The 20,529-nt window shown below is 70.9% G+C and carries 17 protein-coding genes; 5 read left to right on the top strand and 12 right to left on the bottom strand.

Annotated features, from left to right (window positions below):
• Positions 1-57: 57 nt before the first annotated feature.
• The 6 genes from pgl to tkt are packed head-to-tail and all read right to left on the bottom strand — an operon-like array spanning position 58 to position 8,236.
• On the bottom strand, positions 58-831 hold the full coding sequence (pgl, locus tag ACWGIC_RS25835) for a 6-phosphogluconolactonase (protein WP_452078508.1): 774 nt from the start codon (positions 829-831) through the stop codon (positions 58-60).
• Complete coding sequence (gene opcA / locus ACWGIC_RS25830; protein WP_452078507.1) at positions 828-1,865, bottom strand: glucose-6-phosphate dehydrogenase assembly protein OpcA; 1,038 nt, start codon at positions 1,863-1,865, stop codon at positions 828-830. Before opcA ends, pgl begins: the two co-directional genes overlap by 4 nt.
• On the bottom strand, positions 1,862-3,388 hold the full coding sequence (zwf, locus tag ACWGIC_RS25825; RefSeq protein WP_452078506.1) for a glucose-6-phosphate dehydrogenase: 1,527 nt from the start codon (positions 3,386-3,388) through the stop codon (positions 1,862-1,864). The genes opcA and zwf overlap by 4 nt, the downstream gene beginning before the upstream one ends.
• Positions 3,385-5,004: a glucose-6-phosphate isomerase gene (locus ACWGIC_RS25820; protein WP_452078505.1), complete on the bottom strand. Its 1,620-nt coding sequence runs from the start codon at positions 5,002-5,004 to the stop codon at positions 3,385-3,387. The genes zwf and ACWGIC_RS25820 overlap by 4 nt, the downstream gene beginning before the upstream one ends.
• A 10-nt stretch (positions 5,005-5,014) precedes the next feature.
• A complete protein-coding gene (tal, locus tag ACWGIC_RS25815) occupies positions 5,015-6,124 on the bottom strand; it encodes a transaldolase (protein WP_452078504.1) in 1,110 nt (369 codons plus the stop codon).
• Positions 6,125-6,136: 12 nt separating this feature from the next.
• Positions 6,137-8,236 carry a transketolase gene (gene tkt / locus ACWGIC_RS25810; RefSeq protein ID WP_452078503.1) on the bottom strand — a complete coding sequence of 700 codons (2,100 nt, stop codon included), beginning with the start codon at positions 8,234-8,236 and terminating at the stop codon, positions 6,137-6,139.
• Positions 8,237-8,677: 441 nt separating this feature from the next.
• On the opposite strand from tkt, the gene ACWGIC_RS25805 reads away from it, so the two are divergent.
• The 3 genes from ACWGIC_RS25805 to ACWGIC_RS25795 all read left to right on the top strand — a co-directional run bounded on the left by ACWGIC_RS25805 (position 8,678) and on the right by ACWGIC_RS25795 (position 12,615).
• A complete protein-coding gene (locus ACWGIC_RS25805) occupies positions 8,678-9,658 on the top strand; it encodes a heme o synthase (RefSeq protein ID WP_452078502.1) in 981 nt (326 codons plus the stop codon).
• 191 nt (positions 9,659-9,849) lie between these two features.
• Complete coding sequence (locus ACWGIC_RS25800) at positions 9,850-12,099, top strand: HelD family protein (RefSeq protein ID WP_452078501.1); 2,250 nt, start codon at positions 9,850-9,852, stop codon at positions 12,097-12,099.
• Positions 12,100-12,108: 9 nt separating this feature from the next.
• Positions 12,109-12,615 (top strand): FKBP-type peptidyl-prolyl cis-trans isomerase, encoded by a 507-nt coding sequence (locus tag ACWGIC_RS25795; RefSeq protein WP_452078500.1) that lies wholly within the window; start codon positions 12,109-12,111, stop codon positions 12,613-12,615.
• A 6-nt stretch (positions 12,616-12,621) separates the two neighbouring features.
• On the opposite strand, the gene ACWGIC_RS25790 is transcribed toward ACWGIC_RS25795, so the two are convergent.
• The gene (locus ACWGIC_RS25790; RefSeq protein ID WP_452078499.1) at positions 12,622-13,593 is read right to left on the bottom strand and encodes a quinone oxidoreductase family protein; all 972 of its coding nucleotides are present in this window, start codon (positions 13,591-13,593) and stop codon (positions 12,622-12,624) included.
• Positions 13,594-13,685: 92 nt separating this feature from the next.
• On the opposite strand from ACWGIC_RS25790, the gene ACWGIC_RS25785 reads away from it, so the two are divergent.
• Together ACWGIC_RS25785 and ACWGIC_RS25780 are read left to right on the top strand one after the other, a co-directional pair.
• Positions 13,686-14,003 carry a hypothetical protein gene (locus tag ACWGIC_RS25785; RefSeq protein ID WP_452078498.1) on the top strand — a complete coding sequence of 106 codons (318 nt, stop codon included), beginning with the start codon at positions 13,686-13,688 and terminating at the stop codon, positions 14,001-14,003.
• Positions 14,000-14,863, top strand: a complete 864-nt coding sequence (locus tag ACWGIC_RS25780) for an ATP-grasp domain-containing protein (protein ID WP_452078497.1) — start codon at positions 14,000-14,002, stop codon at positions 14,861-14,863. The genes ACWGIC_RS25785 and ACWGIC_RS25780 overlap by 4 nt, the downstream gene beginning before the upstream one ends.
• On the opposite strand, the gene ACWGIC_RS25775 is transcribed toward ACWGIC_RS25780, so the two are convergent.
• From ACWGIC_RS25775 to mptB, 5 genes are all read right to left on the bottom strand, one after another.
• On the bottom strand, positions 14,860-15,789 hold the full coding sequence (locus tag ACWGIC_RS25775) for an acyl-CoA desaturase (RefSeq protein WP_452078496.1): 930 nt from the start codon (positions 15,787-15,789) through the stop codon (positions 14,860-14,862). The two genes, ACWGIC_RS25780 and ACWGIC_RS25775, sit on opposite strands and share 4 nt — an antisense overlap.
• 94 nt (positions 15,790-15,883) lie before the next feature.
• Positions 15,884-16,855 carry a COX15/CtaA family protein gene (locus ACWGIC_RS25770; protein ID WP_452078495.1) on the bottom strand — a complete coding sequence of 324 codons (972 nt, stop codon included), beginning with the start codon at positions 16,853-16,855 and terminating at the stop codon, positions 15,884-15,886.
• A gap of 142 nt (positions 16,856-16,997) precedes the next feature.
• Entirely contained in the window at positions 16,998-17,786 is a 789-nt protein-coding gene (locus ACWGIC_RS25765) for an ABC transporter permease (RefSeq protein ID WP_452078494.1), read from the bottom strand.
• Positions 17,783-18,709, bottom strand: a complete 927-nt coding sequence (locus ACWGIC_RS25760) for an ABC transporter ATP-binding protein (protein WP_037359205.1) — start codon at positions 18,707-18,709, stop codon at positions 17,783-17,785. The genes ACWGIC_RS25765 and ACWGIC_RS25760 overlap by 4 nt, the downstream gene beginning before the upstream one ends.
• Before the next feature lie 6 nt (positions 18,710-18,715).
• The gene (mptB, locus tag ACWGIC_RS25755; protein WP_452078531.1) at positions 18,716-20,341 is read right to left on the bottom strand and encodes a polyprenol phosphomannose-dependent alpha 1,6 mannosyltransferase MptB; all 1,626 of its coding nucleotides are present in this window, start codon (positions 20,339-20,341) and stop codon (positions 18,716-18,718) included.
• Between the last annotated feature and the right edge of the window lie 188 nt (positions 20,342-20,529).

The raw sequence follows: 20,529 nt of genomic DNA, 5'->3' as shown, positions 1-20,529 counted from the left end.
CACAATGAAAAAGGCCCCCCGCGCCCAAGCGCGAGGAGCCTTTCCCGATAAACCGTTCTATTCAGCGGGCGGCTGATACACCTTCGTCAGCTTCCCGGCCGCTTCGCGGTCCAGGAGCCACAGCGTCCGCCGGTAGCCGCGAGCGCCCGAGACCGGGATCTGCGTTTCCGGCGCACCGGCCAGCGCCTGCGCGACCGCGTCCGCCTTGGCGGTGCCCGCCGTCATCAGCCACACCTCGCGGGCACGGCGGATGGCCGGGAGCGTGAGCGACACTCGCGTCGGCGGAGGTTTCGGGCAGTCGCGGACCGGCACCACCGAGCGCTGAGTCTCGCGCACCTCGGCGGTTTCCGGGAACAGCGACGCCGTGTGGCCCTCGCCGCCGAGACCCAGCAGCATGATGTCGAACTCCGGCACGTCCGCGCCGGGGCCCGCCGCGTCGGAGAGCACCTTCGCGTAGGCCTCGGCCGCCGCGTCGACGTCGTCGCCGAATTCGCCGTCCGAAGGGGCCATCGCGTGCACCCGTTCCGGAGCCAGCGGCACGTGGTCGAGCAGGGCTTCGCGCGCGCCCTTCTCGTTGCGCTCGTCCGAATCCGCCGGGACGAACCGCTCGTCGCCCCAGTAGACGTCCAGCCGCGACCAGTCGATCGCGTCCCGCGCGCTCGACTCCCGCAGTTCGCGCAGCACCGCGATGCCCGCGCCGCCGCCGGTGAGCACCACCGACGCCGCGCCGCGAGCCGCCTGCACGTCGACGATCCGGGTCACCAGCCGGGCCGCGGCGGCCGCGGCCAGCAGGTCCGCGTTTTCGTAGACGACAACCTCGGTCCGGCTCATGAGGCGCTCTTTTCCGCCGTCTTGCGGCTGGTCGCCTTCGGCTTAGCCGCCGCGGCGGGCTTAGCCGCGGGCTTGGCCGAAGCGGAAGCCTTGGCAGCAGCGGGTTTGGACCCGTTGGACGCCGCGATCTTGTGCAGCCCGTGCAGCGACGCCTCGTACACCTCGTCCGGGTCGAGCCGCCGCAGTTCCTCCACGAGGCACTCCGGATTGCTGCGCCGCTGCAACGCGATCCGCCGCGTCGGCTGTCCCGGCTGGGTCAGCGTGCCGACCCGCCCGTCCGGCCGCGTCAGCTCCACCGCGCCCGATTTCCGCTCCAGCTTCACCGAGATGATGCCTTGCGCGCTCGAGCTTTTGACCCGGTGCACCGGGGCCTTGAGGTACTCGGCGAGCCAGCCCGCGAGCAGTTCGGTGGACGGCGAATCGGCCTCGCCGGTCACCGTCGCGCCGGTGATCTTCTCGTACGGCGGCAGGTCCAGCGCCGACACCAGCTGCGCCCGCCAGTGCGTCAGCCGGGTCCACGCCAGGTCGGTGTCACCCTCCACATAGGACTTAGCGCGCGTAGTGAGTGCCCTTATCGGGTTCTTCTCCGCGGCGGAGTCGGTGATCCGGCGCTGCGCGAGCTGGCCGAGCGGGTCCTCCGCGGGGGCCTTCGGCCCGGCACCCGGCCACCAGGTGACGATCGGCGCGTCCGGCAGCAGCAGCGGCACCACGGCGCTCTGCCCCTGCGCGGCCAGCGGGCCGTACAGCCGCAGCACGATGACCTCGCTCGCGCCGGCGTCGCCGCCGACGCGGATCTGACCGTCTATGCGCGGCGCGGCCGTGCGCGCGCCCTTCGCCACGACGATCACCCGCGACGGATGCTCGCGGCTGGCGTCGTTCGCGGCCTCGATGGCTTCCTCGAGCTTGGCGTCGTCGTCCGCGACGATCACCAGCGTCAGCACCCGGCCGAGCGCGACCTGGCCGCCCTGCTCGCGGATCTCCACCAGTTTCTTGTTCAGCGCCGACGTCGTGGTCGACGGCAGGTCGATGATCACGGACGCCTCCAGTGCCTGCCGGTACGTTCCAGCATCTCGTCAGCCGACTTCGGTCCCCAGCTGCCCGGCGGATACTGCTCCGGAGCGGTGCCGAGCTTCGCCCAGTGCGACAGCACCGGGTCGAGGATTTCCCACGACAGCTCGACTTCCTCGTTCACCGGGAACAGCGACGGCTCGCCCAGCAGCACGTCCAGGATCAGCCGTTCGTAGGCCTCCGGCGACGATTCGGTGAACGCGTGGCCGTAGCCGAAGTCCATCGTGACGTCGCGGACCTCCATCGTGGTCCCCGGCACCTTCGAACCGAACCGCAGCGTGATGCCCTCGTCCGGCTGCACGCGGATGACCAGCGCGTTCTGCCCCAGCTCCTCGGTGGAGGTGGAGTCGAACGGCAGGTGCGGCGCGCGTTTGAACACGACCGCGATCTCGGTGACGCGACGGCCGAGGCGCTTGCCGGTGCGCAGATAGAACGGCACGCCCGCCCAGCGGCGGTTCTGCACCTCCAGCGTTACCGCGGCGTACGTCTCGGTGGTCGAATCCTTCGCGAAACCGGCTTCCTGCAACAGCCCCGGCACCTTGGTGCCGCCCTGCCAGCCGCCCGCGTACTGCCCGCGCGCGGTGGTCTGGTCGAGCGGCAGCATCGGCTTGGTCGCCGCCAGCACCTTGGCTTTCTCCGAGCGCAGCGCCTTCGGCTCGAACGACAGCGGCTCGTCCATCGCGGTGAAGGCGAGCAGCTGCAGCAGGTGGTTCTGGATGACGTCGCGCGCGGCGCCGATCCCGTCGTAGTACCCCGCGCGGCCGCCGAGGCCGATGTCCTCGGCCATGGTGATCTGCACGTGGTCGATGAAGTTCGCGTTCCAGATCGGCTCGAACAGCTGGTTCGCGAACCGCAGCGCCAGGATGTTCTGCACCGTCTCCTTGCCGAGGTAGTGGTCGATGCGGAACACCGACTCCTCGGGGAAGACGTCGTTCACGATCGCGTTGAGTTCCTTGGCGCTCTTGAGATCGTGGCCGAACGGCTTCTCGATGACCACGCGCCGCCAGGTGTTCTCGTCGGCCTGCGCGAGGCCCGAACGCGCCAGCTGCTTGGTCACCACCGGGAACGCGCCCGGCGGGATCGACAGGTAGAACGCGGTGTTGCCGCCGGTGCCGCGTTCCTCGTCCAGTTCGCGCACGGTCTTCGCGAGCCGGTCGAACGCCTCGTCGTCGTCGAAAGTGCCCTGGACGAACCGGATTCCTTCGGCGAGCCGGTTCCACACCGACTCCTTGAACGGCGTCCGCGCGTGCTCGCGCACCGAATCGTGCACCAGCTCGCCGAAGTCCTGGTGCTCCCAGTCCCGGCGGGCGAAACCGACCAGCGAGAACCCGGCGGGCAGCAGCCCGCGGTGCGCGAGGTCGTAGATGGCCGGCATCAGCTTCTTGCGCGCCAGGTCGCCGGTGACGCCGAAGATCACCAGGCTCGACGGCCCGGCGATCCGCGGCAGCCGCTTGTCGCGGGGATCCCGCAGCGGGTTGCGCCAGGTCACTGAGCGGCCTCCTGCACTGCCCGGACGAGCTGCGCGAGCCCGGCGGCGCGGTCGGTCAGGTGCAGCCGCAGCACCGGACGCCCGTGCTCGGCGAGCACCTGGCCGTCGCCGAGCGCCTGCGCGTGCTGGAGCTGGCCCAGCGTGTACGGGCGGTCCGGCACCGCGAGGTCGTCCTCGACCGCGCCGGTGATCTGCAGGAAGCTGCCGTTCTGGTGGCCGCCCTTGTGGTACTGCCCGGTGGAGTGCAGGAACCGCGGGCCCCAGCCGAACGTGGTCTGCACGCCGGTCCGCTTGGCGATTTCGGCGCGCAGCAACGAAGTCGACGCGTCGTCCAGCCGGTCGAGGTACGCCTGCACGGCGATGTAACCGCCGTCGGCCACCGAACCGAAGAACGCGCGCAGGATGTCGGCGAGCTTGCCGTCGGTGGAAACCCCTTCGCTGCCAAAGACTTCGACCGCACCGTCCACAGTGGCCGGTGTCTCGCCGCCCTTCAGCTTCTCCGGGTCGTCCAGCAACGCGCGAGCCGCCTTCTTGGCCGCTTCGACGTCCGGCTGGTCGAACGGGTTGATCCCGATCAGCCGTCCGACGAGCGCGGTCGCGAACTCCCACATCAGGAACTGCGCGCCGAGCGGGCCGGTCACCGAGATCTGCGCCGCGCCTTCCGGGGCGCCGATCGCGACCGCGGTCGCGTCCTTGCCGTGGCCGGCGAACCCGGGCGCGTCCGGGCCCTCGACGGCCACCGGCAGCAGGCCGGTGCCGAGCTTGCCGGTGGACTCGGCGATCAGCTGCTCCGCCCAGTCCGGGAATCCCTTGATCCCGGAACCGGTGTCGGCCAGCACGACCTTCTCCGCACCCGCTTCGTGCGCCGCGCCCCAAGCCGCCGCCAGCTGCACGGCCGGGTTCTCGGGCGCGTCCTCGGCGAGCGTTTCCGCCACCGAGGCGGCCTGGTCGAGCAGCCGCGCGACGTCCGCGCCCGCGAGACCGGCCGGCACGAGGCCGAACGCGGTCAGCGCGGAGTAGCGGCCGCCGACGTGCGGGTCGGCCAGGAAGGTCTTGCGGTAGCCCTCTTTCTCCGCCAGTTCGGAGAACGGGGAGCCGGGATCGGTGACGACGACGATGCGCCGCGCCGCGTCGATCCCGGCGTCCGCGAACGCCTTGGCGAAAATCCGGCGGTGGCTGTCGGTCTCGACAGTGCCGCCGGACTTCGACGACACCACGATGACCGTGCGCTCGAGGTCGCCCGCGAGCGCGTCGGCCACCTGGCCGGGGTCGGTCGTGTCGAGCACCGTGAGCGGGACGCCGGCCGTGGCGGTGATGACCTCCGGCGCGAGCGACGAGCCGCCCATGCCGGCGAGCACCACGCGGTCCACGCCCTCGCTGCGCAGTTCCGTGCGCAGCGCTTCGATTTCCCCGATCAACGGACGCGACGACTTGTGCAACGTCGTCCAGGACAATCGGATCGACGCTTCGGACTCGGCGTCCGGACCCCACAGCGTGGAGTCCTTGGCGGCGAGCTTGGCAGCGGCGCCGTCGGCGGCCAGCCGCTGCGCCAGCGGCGCTGCCTTTTCTGCCAGTTCGGCGTCGACGATCACGACGCCGGTTTCGTCCCCGCTCATGGTCTCTGGTTCAGCCCCTCGCTTTGTTCAGCTGTCCGGTCACCGTGTCCAGCAGTTCCTGCCAGGACTTCTCGAACTTCTCGACGCCCTCGGTCTCCAGCGTCACGAAGACGTCCGGCACGTCGATGCCTGCCGCCGACAGCTTGTCGAAGACCGCCTGCGCCTGCTCGCCCTTTCCGGAAACCGTGTCGCCGGTGATCTCGGCGTGGTCGGCGACCGAGTCCATGGTCTTCTCGGGCATCGTGTTCACGACGTCCTTGACCACGAGCTGGTCGACGTAACGGGTGTCGGAGTAGGCCGGGTCCTTCACGCCGGTCGAGGCCCACAGCGGACGCTGCGCGTTCGCGCCAGCCTCGGCGAGCGCCTTCCACTGGTCGGTGGCGAACAGCTTCTCGAAGGCCGCGTACGCGAGCCGCGCGTTGGCGATGGCCGCTTCGCCCAGCAGCGCCTTGGCCTCGTCGGTGCCGATCGCGTTCAGCCGCTTGTCGACTTCACTGTCCACACGGGACACGAAGAACGATGCGACCGAGTGGATGCCCTTGAGGTCGTGGCCGTTGGCCTTCGCCTGCTCCAGACCGGCGAAGAAGGCCTTGATGACGGCCTCGTAGCGCTCGACGGAGAAGATCAGCGTGACGTTGACGCTGATGCCCTCGGCGAGCACCGCGGTGATCGCGGGCAGACCCTCTTCGGTCGCCGGGATCTTGATCATCACGTTGGGCCGGTCGACGGTCTTCCACAGGTCCTTGGCCTCGGCCACCGTCTTCTCGGTGTCCTTCGCCAGGCGCGGGTCCACCTCGATGGACACGCGGCCGTCGACGCCGTTCGTGGCGTTGTACACGTCGCGGAACAGGTCCGCGGCGTTGCGCACGTCGGTGGTGGTCAGCTCCCGGACGGTGCCGTCGAGGTCCGCGCCGCGGGCGGCGAGGTCGTTGACCTGCTCGTCGTAGGCGGCGCCGTTCGACAGCGCGTTCGCGAAGATCGTCGGGTTGGTGGTCACGCCGACGACGTGCTTGTCGCGGATGAGCCCGGCGAGGTTGCCCGAGTTCAGGCGCTCCCGCGAGAGGTCGTCCAGCCAGATCGAGACGCCTGCTTCGGACAGCTGCGCGAGTCGGTCAGTCATCGTGATCCCCTTTCAGTTCTTGGTGTTGGCGATCGAACGACGGGCGGCGTCGACCACGGCCTCGGCGGTGAAGCCGAACTCGCGGAACAGCGTCGCGGCGTCGGCCGAGGCTCCGTAGTGCTCGATCGACACGTTCTCGCCGGCGTCGCCGGTGAAGCGCTGCCACGGCATCGCGATCCCGGCTTCGACCGAGACGCGGGCCTTGACCGTCGGCGGCAGGACGGCGTCCTTGTAGTCCTGCTCCTGCGCGTCGAACCACTCGACGCACGGCATCGACACGACGCTGGTGGGGATGCCGTCGGCCTCGAGGGTCTTGCGCGCCTCGACGGCCAGCTGGACCTCGGAACCGGTCGCGATCAGCACGACCTCCGGGGTGCCGTTGGACGCCTCGGCCAGCACGTAGCCGCCCTTCTTGACGCCCTCGGCGTTCGTGCCCTCGAGCACCGGCACGTTCTGCCGCGTCAGCGCGAAACCGGACGGGTGGTGCACGTCCTCCAGCACGGCCTTCCACGCGTACGCGGTCTCGTTGGCGTCCGCCGGGCGGACGACGTTGAGGCCGGGGATGGCGCGCAGCGCGGCGATCTGCTCGATCGGCTGGTGCGTCGGGCCGTCCTCGCCGAGGCCGATCGAGTCGTGCGTCCACACGTAGATGACCGGGGCCTTCATCAGCGCGGCGAGCCGGACCGGCGGGCGCATGTAGTCGGAGAAGGTGAGGAAGGTCGCGCCGTAGGGCCGGGTGCCGCCGTGCAGCGCGATGCCGTTGAGGATCGAGCCCATCGCGTGCTCGCGGATGCCGAAGTGCAGCGTGCGGCCGTACGGGTTGGTCTTCCACATGTCGGTGCCGGCCGAGGCCGGGCCGAACGAGTCGGCGCCCTTCATGGTGGTGTTGTTGCTCTCCGCGAGGTCCGCGGAACCGCCCCACAGCTCGGGCAGCGGCTCGGCCAGCGCGTTGAGCACTTCGCCGGAGGCCTTGCGGGTGGCGATGCCCTTGGCGTCGGGCTCCCACGACGGCAGGTTGTCCGCGAAGCCCTCGGGCAGCGTGCGGGTCGACAGCCGGTCGGCCAGCTTCTTGCGCTCCGGGTTCGCCGCGGCCCACGCCTCGTAGCGCTCCTGCCATTCGGCGCGCTGCTTCTCGCCGCGCTCGATGGCCTGGCGGGTGTGCGCGAGAACCGCGTCGTCGACGTCGAAGTTCTTCTCCGGGTCGAAGCCCAGCGCCTTCTTGACGCCGGCGACCTCGTCTGCGCCCAGCGCCGCGCCGTGCGCCTTGCCGGTGTTCATCTTCGTCGGGGCCGGGTAGCCGATGATCGTGCGCAGCTGGATGAACGACGGCCGCTTCGTCTCGGCCTGCGCCGCCTTGATGGCCGCCTCGATCGCGACGACGTCCTCGCCGCCCTCGACGGTCTGCACGTGCCAGCCGTAGGCCTCGTACCGCTTCGCGACGTCCTCGGACAGCGCGATGTTGGTGTCGTCCTCGATGGAGATCTTGTTGTCGTCGTAGAAGACGATCAGGTTGCCCAGCTCCTGGCGGCCCGCGATGGACGAGGCCTCGGAGGTGACGCCCTCTTCGATGTCGCCGTCGGAGGCGATCACGTAGATGTGGTGGTCGAAGATGCTCTCGCCGGGAGCGGCGTCCGGGTCGAGCAGGCCGCGCTCGCGGCGGGCCGCCATCGCCATGCCGACGCCGTTCGCGAGGCCCTGGCCCAGCGGGCCGGTGGTGGTCTCGACGCCCTTGGTGTGCCGGTACTCCGGGTGGCCCGGGGTCTTGGAGCCCCAGCGGCGCAGCTGCTCGAGGTCTTCCAGCTCCAGGCCGAACCCGGCCAGGTACAGCTGGATGTAGAGGGTCAGGCTGGAGTGCCCGGCGGAGAGGACGAACCGGTCGCGGGCGGGCCACTCCGGGTCGGCCGGGTCGTGCCGCATGGTGCGCTGGAACAGCGTGTACGCCAGCGGCGCCAGGCTCATCGCGGTGCCCGGGTGGCCGCTGCCGCAGTTTTCGACGGCGTCCGCGGCCAGCACGCGGGCGGTGTCTACGGCGCGGGTGTCGGTCTCGGTCCAGTCGGCCGGCACGTTGCGCCGGAGCAAGGGGTTGGTCTCGCTGCTAGAGGTTTCGGACACTGAACTCGAACTCCTGCGTCGGTGAAGTGATGGCTGTATTCCGTGCGTGCCGCTCAAGTGCTGCGGTGTGCGCCCTCAGTTATCTCAATCGATCCCGAAGGGACGATATTCCTGCTGGCGGCGCTCTGCAGGCGGAGCGAGCGGCCCGACGCTGTCACCCTAGTGCGTACGCGTGCGCGCGAGCGCGGGCGACAGCCCAGCGGGTGAGGTGATCCTGCCCGCCTGCCCCTCTCCGGCTACCCGCCGCGGGCGCTCGCGACTCGTCCGGCCCGCCGCGGCCGACGTGACGGAGCAGACATCGCCGGGCGTGTCCCGGACCCGCGGGCGTCGGGCCGGTCCGCCACGTCTAACATCGATCGCGGGCCAGGCACGGGAGTTCTCCACCGAGCACCACCTCATTTCTTCCGGGCCGCCCGGCCCAGGACTGACTCAGGGAGAGAAATGTCGTTGGTGAACGCTGCGCACGGACGCAGTGAAGACACCAGCGCCGCACCCCCGGACGGCGGGCGACCGCGCGGGGCCCGGCGAAGCTTCCGCCAGGTGGCCGGCGCGTACGCCGCACTGGCGAAGCCGCGCGTGATCGAGCTTCTCCTCGTCACCACGATCCCCGCGATGTTCCTCGCCGGGCGCGAGGTGCCGAACCCGTGGCTGGTGGTCGCGACGCTGGTCGGCGGCACCATGGCCGCGGGCAGTGCGAACGCGCTCAACTGCGTGATCGACAGCGACATCGACAAGGTCATGAACCGCACCAAGCGGCGTCCGCTGGTGAAGGACGCGGTGCCGCGGCGCAACGCGCTGATCTTCGGCCTCGTGCTGGGCGTCGCCTCGTTCGTGGTCCTGTACTTCACGGTGAACCTGCTGGCGGCGGTCCTCGCGATCGCGACCATCCTGTTCTACATCTTCGTCTACACCCTCGGCCTCAAGCGGCGGACGTCGCAGAACGTGGTCTGGGGCGGCGCTGCGGGCTGCATGCCGGTGCTGATCGGCTGGGTCGCGGTCACCGGCACCGTGCAGTGGCCCGCGTTCGTGATGTTCGGCGTGATCTTCTTCTGGACGCCGCCGCACACCTGGGCGCTGGGCATGAAGTACCGCGACGACTACGAGCGCGCGGGCGTGCCGATGCTGCCGGTCGTCGCGACCGCCGAGCACGTGGCCCGGCAGATCGTCATCTACTCGTGGGTGATGGTCGCCTGGACGCTGCTGCTGCTCCCAGTCACCAGCTGGCTGTACGCGACCTTCGCGATCCTCGCCGGCGGCTGGTTCCTCTTCTACGCGCACCGGCTGCAGGCCGCCGTGCACCGCGGCGAGGAAACCAAGCCGATGGCGCTGTTCCACCGGTCGAACACGTACCTGATGATCGTGTTCGTCGCCCTGGCGGTCGACTCGGCGATCGGCTTGCCGGTCCTCGGCCTGCCCTTCTGACCCCTGCCGTCGAGCGCCCCAATGCCACATTGGGTGCGTCAGATGCACCCAATGTGGCGTTCGGTGCGTCAGATGCACCCAATGCCACATTGGGGCGCGAGCAGCCCTTCGCGACCGGGCAGGAATGGTCCGGGATCCTCGCCGGTTGCACTCTTCCGGCCCCGATCCCGACCTGAAAGCAGGACCTTTCCTTGCCCGAGGAACCGGCCTACGAAGCCGAGCTGCGCCGCGAGCAGGCCTACACCGACGCCCTGTTCGCGAAGCTCGATTCCGAACGCTCCCAGACCCAGCGCCGGCTGGACGAGACCCTGCGCCAGACCGGCGGGACGCCGCAGGCGCGGACCGAACGCGAAGCCGCCACGACCCTGCACAGCGACCGGCTGGCCCAGCTCGGGTCGGTCGAGCAGGGCTTGTGCTTCGGGCGGCTGGACTTCGTGCCGGGCAGCACCTCCGAAGACACCGACGAGACCGCCTACATCGGACGGCTCGGGCTGTTCGACGAGGACGACGACTACCGGCCGCTGCTGATCGACTGGCGCGCGCCGGTCGCGCGGCCGTTCTACCTCGCCACCGCCGCCTCTCCGGACGGCGTGCGCCGCCGACGGCACCTGCGGTCGCTGAGCCGTCGCGTCACCGGGTTCGACGACGAGATCCTCGACCTGACCGCCGCCGACCAGGGCCAGGATCTCGGGCTGGCGGGCGAGGCGGCATTGCTGGCCGCGCTGGAGCGTCGCCGGACCGGTGAGATGGCCGACATCGTCGCCACCATCCAGGCCGAGCAGGACCGGATCATCCGCGCACCGCTCGGCGGGGTGATGGTGGTGCAGGGCGCGCCGGGCACCGGGAAGACCGCTGTGGCGCTGCATCGCGCGGCGTATCTGCTCTACACGCACCGCCAGCAGCTGACGACGCGCGGCGTGCTCGTCGTCGGTCCGAACTCGACTTTCCTGCGCTACATCGGCCAGGTGCTGCCTTCGCTCGGCGAAACCGGCGTGCTGCTGTCGACCATCGGGCAGCTGTGGCCGGGCCTGGACGCCGACGGCGTCGAATCCCCGGAAGCGGCCGAGGTGAAGGGCCGGCTGGTGATGGCCGACGTGCTGGCCCAGGCGGTCCGCGACCGGCAAGGTGTACCCGATCCGGTGATCGAGATCGAGCACGAACGCGAGATCCTCAAGCTCGACCGGAAGACCTGCACGCAGGCCCGGACCCGGGCGCGCCGTTCGCGGCGGCCGCACAACCTCGCGCGGCGGCTGTTCGTGTCCGACGTGCTCGACGCGCTCACCCGGCAGGCCGCCCGCGCGCTGGGGGAGGACCTGCTGGACGCGCAGGACGTCCAGGACATCCGCGCGGAGCTGGCGGCCAGCCCGGCGGTCGCTGCCGCGCTGAACTCGCTGTGGCCGAAGCTCACCCCGTCCGGCCTGCTGGACGACCTGTTCGCCGACCGCGAACACCTCGACCGGGCGGCCGGCGCGCTGCTGTCCGAAGAGGACCGGAAGCACCTGGAGAGCGGCCGCGACGCGAAGTGGACGCCCGCCGACGTGCCGCTGCTCGACGAACTGGCCGAGCTGCTCGGCAGCGACGACTCCGAGGAGGAAGCGGAGCAGAAGCGCCAGGAACGCGTCGAGCGCGCGTACGCCGAGGGCGTGCTGGACATTCTCGAGCAGGACGAGGAAATCCAGGACGAGGAGATCCTGCGGGTGTCCGACGTGCTGGACGCCGAGTTGTTCGCCGAGCGGCAGCAGGCGCGCAGCGAGCTGACCGCGGCGCAGCGGGCCGCGCAGGACCGGACGTGGACGTTCGGGCACGTGATCGTGGACGAGGCGCAGGAGCTGTCCGCGATGGACTGGCGGCTGCTGATGCGCCGCACGCCGAACCGGTCGATGACGCTGGTCGGCGACGTCGCGCAGACCGGGGCCGCCGGGGGAGCGCGGACCTGGGACGAGGTGCTCTCGCCCTACGTCGCGGACCGCTGGCGGCTGGAGCAGCTGACGGTGAACTACCGGACCCCGGCGGAGATCATGGCGGTGGCCGCGGGAGTGCTCGCGGAACTCGACGTGGACCTGGCCGCGCCGACGTCGGTGCGGGAGACCGGGGTGCCGCCGTGGGGGGTCGAAGTCGCTTCGCTGGACGAGGAACTGCCCTCGCTGGTGGCCGCGGAACTGTCCGCTGTGGACGGTGGGACGGTCGCGGTGCTGGTGCCGGGCGGCCGCCTGGACGAGGTGCGGAAGCTGCTTCCGGAGGACGAGCGGCTGAGCGTGCTGACCGTCGACCGGGCGAAGGGGCTGGAGTTCGACGGCGTCGTGCTGGTGTCGCCGGACGAGATCGCGGCGGGGTCGGCGCGCGGGCTCAACGATCTGTACGTGGCGCTGACCCGGGCGACGCAGCGGCTCGGCGTCGTGCGGACTGGTCCGGCGGTGCCCGCGCTCGGCGGGCTTGGTTAGTCTTCCGCCATGCAGAAATTCGGCAGGACAGTCGTCATCGGCGCGTGCGCTGCGGTTGCCGCGTTCGGCCTCACGGCCTGCGGCGACGACAGCAGCGCAGCCTCGAGCCGCGAATGCACCGTGGACGACGTCAAGACCACCGGGAACTTCGGCCAGGTGCCGACGATCGCCATCCCGGACGACTGCGCCCCGCCGAAGAAGCTGCTCACCAAGGATCTCTCCGAGGGCACCGGCCCCGCCGCGGCCAAGGGGGCGAAGCTGTCCATGAACTACCTGGTCGTCACCTGGTCGAACAAGAAGAAGCTGGACAGCTCGTTCGACCGCGGCGAGCCGTACGGCCTCGACCTCGGCGCCCACCAGGTCATCGACGGCTGGGACCAGGGCCTCGTCGGCGTCAAACAGGGCGGGCGGCGGATGATGATCATCCCGCCCGCCCTCGCCTACAAGGACGGCGGGCGCGGCATCGAGCCCAACGAAACGCTGGTGTTCGTCACCGACGCCCTCTCGGTTTCCTGAGCCGACTCAGGGAATCAGCAGCAGCTTTCCGGTCGTCCGGCGTCCCTGCAGGTCCTCGTGCGCCTTGCGGGCGTCGGCGAGCGGGTAGCGGCCGCCGATGCGGACGTTCAGCGAACCTTCCTGCACGGCGGCGAACAGTTCGCCGGCCCGCCAGTCGAGTTCCTCGCGGGTGCGCAGGTAGTGGCCGAGCGTCGGGCGGGTCAGGAAGAGCGAGCCGCCGGAGTTGAGCCGCTGCGGGTCGATCGGCGGCACCGGGCCGCTGGCCGCGCCGAACAGTGCCAGCGTGCCGCGGATCTTCAGGCTGGCGAGGCTGCCGTCCACGGTGCTCTTGCCGACGCCGTCGTAGACCACGGCGACGCCTTCGCCGTTGGTCAGCTCGCGGGTGACCTCGGCGAAGTCTTCTCGGTCGTAGCGGATCACGTGGTCCGCGCCGGCGCCGCGGGCCAGCTCCGCCTTCTCGTCGGTGGACACGGTGGCCAGCACTCGCGCGCCGCGTGCCTTCGCCAGCTGCACCAGCAGCAGCCCGACGCCGCCGGCTGCGGCGTGGATGAGGATGTCGTCGCCTGCCTGCACTTCATAGGTCGAGCGCACCAGGTAGTGGGCGGTAAGGCCCTGCAGCATCGTGGCCGCGGCGATCTCGTCGGACACGCCTTCCGGCACCTTCACCGCGGCGCTGGCCGGGACGACCGCGCGCTGGGCGTAGCTGCCGAGCGCGCCCTGCCAGGTCACCCGGTCGCCGGGGGAGAATTCGGTGACGCCCTCGCCGGTCTCCACGACTGTCCCGGCGCCCTCGGAGCCGAGGACGAACGGCAGGTCGATCGGGTAGATGCCCTGGCGCTGATAGGTGTCGATGTAGTTGACGCCCGCCGCGGCGAGGTCGACCAGCAGCTCGCCCGCGCCGGGCGGACCGGGCTCGATCTCGGCCAGTTCCAGCACTTCCGGGCCGCCGGTCCGGGTCACCTGCACTGCGGTCGGCATGGTTCCTCCTCGAGATGTGCGCGTCTGGCGTCCACTATGGCCGAGAACACGGTCGGGCCGCGGGGGCGGGGGTCTCGGGTTAAGCTCCGGACGTGGCTGAGGAGACCGAAAACACGCCGACCGCCCCGACGGCCCGCCAGCTGGCGTCCGCCCGCGCTTTCGTGGCGCGGCACGGCAAACCGTCGCGCGCCGTGGTCGAGAACATCGGCATCGCCGGCGCGCGCGTCGTGCTCGTCGGCCCGGACGGGGCGATGGGCGACGTGCTGGTCGCCGGGGTCGAGACCGGATCCGCGCTGGTCGAGCAGGTCGACGACCTCGAGGCCGCGGAGTGGGACAGCGAAACGGTGAAGACGGTCAAGATCGGTGCCGCGCACCGACGCAAGATGGCCGGGCCGCGAGCGGGCCGGTGACCCGCTCGGCGATTTTCGCCGGCTGCGCCGCGCTGCCCGAGGGCGACGGCGATGAGGCCGCGGTGCTGCCCGCGCTCGCCGACCTCGGCTTCGAGGTGAGCTGGGCGGCCTGGGATTCGGACGCCGACTTCGCTTCGGCGGACCTCGTCGTCCTGCGTGCTGCCTGGGACTACCCCGAGCGCCGCGACGAGTTCCTCAGCTGGTGCGAAGACGTGCCGGGGCTGAGCAATCCGGCTGCGGTCGTGCGCTGGAACACCGACAAGACGTACCTCGGCGAACTGCTGGACGCGGGCGTGCCGACGGTCCCGGTGGAGATCGTGCCGCCAGGAGAGAAGCCGCGCTGGCCGAAGAAGCCGTTCGTGGTGAAGCCCTCGGTAGGCGTGGGAGGCCGCGGTGCCGCCCGGTTCGAGACCGCTGGAGCCGAGGCGGAGAAGCACCTGAGCGCTCTGCACAGCGACGGGCGCACCGCTCTCGTGCAGCCGTATCAGTCCAGTGTGGACACTCAAGGCGAAATCGCCTTGGCGTACTTCGGTGGCGTTTATTCGCACGCTTTCACGAAATTCTCGCCGCTGGAGTCCGAAGTGGACGCTTCCGGGCTGTACCGGCAAGAGCGGCTGGCGGCTGCTGTCCCGGCACCGGAAGTGCGTGCGGTGGCGGAGGACGCGCTGGACGCCGCGTGCGGGCTGCTCGGCATCCTGCGCGCCGAACTCCTGTACGCCCGGGTCGACCTGGTCCGCGGCGACGACGGGCGGCCGCTGGTGCTGGAACTGGAGTTGACCGAGCCGTCGCTGGGTTTCCGGCACGCGGACGCGGGCGCGCCGTTGCGGTTCGCGTCGGCGGTGCGGCAGCAGCTGGCCTAAGCCGTCCGTCGCTTGGCCGCCAGCCGTTCGGCTCGGGGCCAGCGGACGTCGGTCGCCCAGCCGAGCCGTTCGAACGCCCAGATCACCCGGGCCGAGACGTCCACCTGCCCGCGCAGCACGCCGTGCCGGGCGCAGGTCGGGTCGGCGTGGTGGGAGTTGTGCCACGACTCGCCCATCGACAGCAGCGCCAGCGGCCAGAAGTTCGCCGCGCGGTCGCGGCTCGCGAACGGGCGGTCGCCGACCAGGTGGCACACCGAGTTCACCGACCAGGTCACGTGGTGCAGGAACGCGATCCGCACCAGCCCGGCCCAGAAGAACGCCGTCAGCGCGCCCTGCCAGGTGCCGCTGAACGCCCAGCCGAGCGCGGCGGGCAGGGCGAGGCTGAGGGTGATCCACAGCCAGAAGAACCGGTTCACCAGGCGCAGATCGCGGTCGCCGACGAGGTCCGGCGCGAACCGGTCGGCGTTGGTGACCTCGCGCTGGAACATCCAGCCCATGTGCGCGTGCCAGAACCCGCGCAGCAACGCGGCGGGCGAGGTGCCGAACAGCCACGGCGAATGCGGATCGCCCTCGCGGTCGGAAAAAGCGTGGTGGCGGCGGTGGCTCGCGACCCAGAAAATCACCGACCCCTGCACGGCCATGCTGCCCGCGATCGCGAGCGCGATCCGCAACGGGCGGCCCGCTTTGAAGGCGCCGTGGGTGAAGTAGCGGTGGTATCCGACGGTCACGCCGAGCGTGCCGAGCACGTAGAAGACGGTCGCGAGGATCAGGTCGGTCCAGCCGATGCCCCACCCCCACAGCAGCGGCACGGCGGCGACGAGCGCGGCGAACGGCACGAGCAGGAACGTCTTGAGCACGAGCATCTCGGCGGTCCCGCGCCGGCCGGAGAGAAGGGGTTTGCCGGAACGGGCAGGGGCGGTCGGCATGGCGGCACCTCGGGCTTTTCGGAAGCCGGACGGCGATGACGGTAAGCCGCGGACCTGTCCGCCGGGCCGACGCGCAGTTACGGCTGGATGACCGTCAGTTCGCGGCCGCGAGTTCCCGCTTCTCCGCAGGCTCCAGCGAAGTCACCGGCCCCCGGTCGCGAGTCCCCGTCCACAGCACCGCCGTCACGACGATTACGAGCGCCGAGCCCAGCACGTGGAACGACACCATCGCCTCCGGCACGCCCAACGCGTACTGCACCGTCCCCAGAACCCCCTGCAGCAGCGCGACAATCCACACCCACGCGTACCGCCGCCACACGCCCTTCGGCGCACCGACGCGCATCAGTGTCAGCCCGAAAACCCCCAGCACCACGAGATACGCGATCAGCAGCGCACTGTGAACGCGCGCCAGCGCCTCGATCGGCGCGTCGAGCCGATGCGTGTTCACGTCGCCGCCGTGCGGGCCCGCTCCGGTGACCGTGGTCCCGGCGATGAGCACCGCCCACATCAGCACCGTCAGCAGCACCAGCATCTGCCGTCCCAGTTTCGGGACCAGCGGGCGCGCCGGTTCGTCTCCTTCGTGGAACGCCTTCAGCAGCAGCACCGCCAGCCAGATGAGCGGCGTCGAAGCGAGGAAGTGGATCGCGACTGTCCACCATTCCAGTTTCGCCAGCACGGTCAGCCCGCCGATGACCGCCTGCAGCACGACGCCGCCGGGCATCGTCCAGGCGAGCTTCACCAGCCGTTTGCGTTCCGGGTGGTCGATCTGGATCCGCCACGCGGTGAGGACGGCCAGCGCCGCCACCACGATCACGACCCCGGTCAGCATCCGGTTCGAGAACTCGATCCACTGGGTGACCGCGTCGATGCCGGGGTGCTGCACCGGCACCAGGCTGCCCGCGACGCACTGCGGCCAGGTCGGGCATCCCAGCCCGGACCCGGTCACCCGCACCACGGAGCCGGTGACGCCGATGCCTGCCTGCGCGACCACCGCGGCGATCCCGACCGCGCGCTGGACCGCGGCGGACGGATACGGCAGGCGGGCGATCAAAGTGCGAAGGGACACGCGGAAAGAATACTCGCGCGCGTTTTCCCGCCTTCACGCGGCATTATTGTCGCGCCGGGATTTGCCAGCGTGCGCAAGGAATCGGGTGCGGCGGCGGTCACATTCAAGCGCAGAATTCCGCGCGGAAATCCGGAGGTGGGATTCAGGTGAGTTTCGTGGTCCGGGTCGCCAGAGCCCCGGCCGCAACGGCCCACACCACCAGCACCACCGCCGGTCCGATCGGGAACTGCCCGTCCACCAGTGCCGCGCGCATTCCTTCGGCCAGTGCGCCCGACGGCAGCAGCGAAACCACCAGCCCGACCCCGGACGGCAGCGCCGACGGGGCCAGCAGGATCCCGCCGGCCAGCAGCAGCACGAACCACACGATGTTCGCCAGCGCCAGCACGGCTTCCGCGCGCAACGCGCCGCCCAGCAGGACGCCCAGCGCGCCGAAAGCGAGCGTCCCCAGCACCAGCAGCACCACTGCGGAGCCGATCCCGGCGGTCGACGGCGACCAGCCCAGCAGCGCGGCCACGACGCCGAGCACCACGGACTGCAGCAGCACCACGACCAGCGCCGCCGACAGCCGTCCGGCCACGAGCAGCCAGCGCGGCAGCGCCGTCGCCGAAAGCCGCTTCAGCACGCCGTACCGGCGGTCGAAGCCGAGGGCGATCGCCTGTCCGGTGAACGCCGACGACATCACCGCCAGCGCGAGGATCCTCGGCGTCATCCAGTCCACTTTGGACGTCGAGCCGAGCTGGCTCGCGGGCAGGATGTCCAGCGAGCTCAGGCCGATCAGCAGGGCGAGCGGGATGATCAGGGTGAGCAGCAGCTGCTCGCCGTGCCGCAGCGTCAGCGCGGCCTCGACCCTGGCGTGCGTGCGCAGCATCCTGCCGAGCGAGCCGCGGCCGGGCGCGGGGGTGAAAGTGCCTGCGGGGAACGGAGAACTCATGCGCGCAGCTCCCGTCCGGTGAGTTCGAGGAACACTTCTTCGAGCGTCCGCCGTCCGACTTGCAGTTGTTCGGGCAGCACGCCCTGTTGCGCGCACCAAGCCGTCACGGCGGAGACCACCTGCGGGTCGACCGCGCCTTCCACCAGGTACGAACCGGGCGCGGTTTCGCTGACCCGGTACCCCTCCGGCAGCGCGGCTTCGAGCAGCGTCGTGTCGAGTTTCGTGCGGGCGCGGAACCGCAGCTGCGCCGCCTCGCCCGCTTCCAGTGTCAGCGAATGCGGCGTGCCCTCGACGACGACCTTGCCGTGGTCCACGATCACCACCTGGTCGGCCAGCGTTTCCGCCTCCTCCATCAGGTGCGTGGTGAGCAGGACGCTCACGCCGTCCGCGCGCAGGGCCGCGAGCAGGTCCCACACCAGCCGCCGCGCCTGCGGGTCCATGCCGGCGGTGGGCTCGTCCAGGAACACCAGCTCCGGGCGGCCGACCAGCGCGCACGCCAGGGAAAGCCGCTGCTGCTGCCCGCCGGAGAGCCGTTTGAACGGGGTCCGCTTCGCGCCGGCCAGCCCGAGCACGTCGAGCAGCCACGCCGGATCGTGCGGGTTCGCCGCGCAGGAAGCCACTAGCCGCAGCATTTCCTCCGCGCGCACGCCCGGGTACGCGCCGCCGCCTTGCGGCATGATGCCGACGCGCGGGCGGAGCCGGGAGCTGTCCGCGACGGGGTCGAGGCCGAGCACGCGCACCTGGCCCGCGTCAGGTCTGCGGAAACCCTCGCAAATCTCGACAGTGGTCGTTTTTCCGGCACCGTTCGGCCCGAGCAGGGCCAGCAGGGAACCACGCTCCATGCGCAGGTCGATGCCGTCGACCGCGGTGGTGGAGCCGTAGCTTTTCGCCAAGCCGGAGATCTCGACGGCGGGGTTGTCCACAACGAATCACGATACGACGTCCGCGGTCGCGCGCGGTGCTGGGGACGCCGGAGGTGTCCTGGACAACAGCAGCGGCGAAACCCGGTACACGATCGCGAGCCCGCCGAGCGTCACCAGAGCGGCCGCGCCGTAGGCCCACGGAAGGACGTACGAGCGGCCGTCGAAGGTGCCGCCGGTGGGCGGCAGCAGGAACGGCAGCCCCGCGCTGATGACCGTGGCGACCACCCGGAACCGCGACGTCCCGGCCGCCGCGGCGAGCGGGATCACCGCCCACAGCAGGTACCAGGGCTGGAGGTTGATCTGCAGGATCATCGCCGCGCCCAGCGAGACGCCGAGCCCGATGATCGGCCGGTACCGCCATTTGAAGCTGGCCCACAGGAATTTGACCGTGACCGCCGCGGTGATCACGTTGCCGAGCGCGCCGAGGATCGGCACCAGCGCGTCGGTGTGGTTGCCGAGCCCGAGCGCGATGCCGAGGACGCCGCTGAGGTTCGCGATTTCCGCGGTGGGGGAGATGAACGACCGCACCAGCCCCGGCGTGCTGGCGGTCGCGCCGACCCAGCCGAAGCCCAGCCCGGTGCCGAGGCAGATCGCGGTGAGCACCACGCCGAACAGCAGCGCCATCGGCGCGCCCGCCCACACCAGGTCTTTCAGCCGCCCGTGCCATCTGCGCGCCACCATCACCGAGAGGAACGGCAACGCCAGCACGGCCGGGATTTTCACGGTCGCGCCGACCGTGATGATGACGACGCCGAGCGCGATGAAGAGCAGTTCGCCCTTCGCCAGCGGCGGCGGAGTGTCTCCCTTCACCCGTACCGGCAGCCGCCGGATGCCGATCTCCAGCCCGGCCACCATGAGCCCGATGGCCAGCGAATCGTTGTGCGCGCCCGCGACGAAATGGAAGATCAGCAACGGGTTCGCCGCGCCGAGCCACAGCGCGGTGGCCGGCTGCACGCCGAACCGCCGGGCCAGCCGCGGCACCGCCCACACGATCAGCAGCACGCCGACCATCGCGAGACCGCGCTGCAGCAGCACGCCGACGACGATGTTGTTGCCGCCGACCGGGGCCAGCCAGCCGCCGAGCCGCAGCAGCAGCGGGCCGTACGGGGCGGGCGTCTCGCGCCAGATGTTGGTGACGCCCGCGGTGAGCGGGTCGGCGACGCCCAGCGCCTGCGCCGGGCCCAGCTGGTAGGGGTCCATGCCGCGGTGCACGATCTCGCTCTGGGCGAGGTAGCTGTAGACGTCGCGGGAGAACAGCGGCGGGATCAGCAGCAGCGGCGCGACCCACATCGCGACGGTGCGGGCGAGCTGGCCGCTGGTGGCCAGCCGGGCGCTCGCCGGACGGGCGAACCGGGCGAGCAGGAGCCAGCTCAGCACCAGGATGCCCATCCCGGAGAAGGCGATCGCGAGCGAGACCGTCGGGATCCGGATGAACAGCCGCAGCACCGGCAGGTCCTGCACCGGGTTGATCACCGGCGCGGCCCCGGCCCCGAGCGAGCCGAGCGCGAGGAACAGCGAGCCGACCGTGCCGAAGCGGCGGACCGCGTCGAGACCGCGGGTCTCGGCGGCGTTCAGCGGATCGGTGCGGCGGGGGCGGACCGGGGACGGCGCGGGGACCGGGGGAGCGGCCACGGCACCCTCGGCTCCGCCGGATACGTCCGGTTCCGGTGCCCGCTGATCCGGGTGTTCGCCGACTGCCACGCCCGGAAGCGTATCGACTCCGGTTCGAGGAGCGTATCGAGCCGTTCGGTCCCCGGCGCCGGGATTGCTCCCGTTGGTCCGTGAAGGGCTCCTTGAGGGAATCTGATTCCCTCAAGGAG

The organism is Amycolatopsis sp. NPDC054798, from assembly GCF_053611505.1.
The sequence above is the reverse complement of the archived record's forward strand: the minus strand, read 5'-3'. Positions and strand labels throughout refer to the sequence as shown.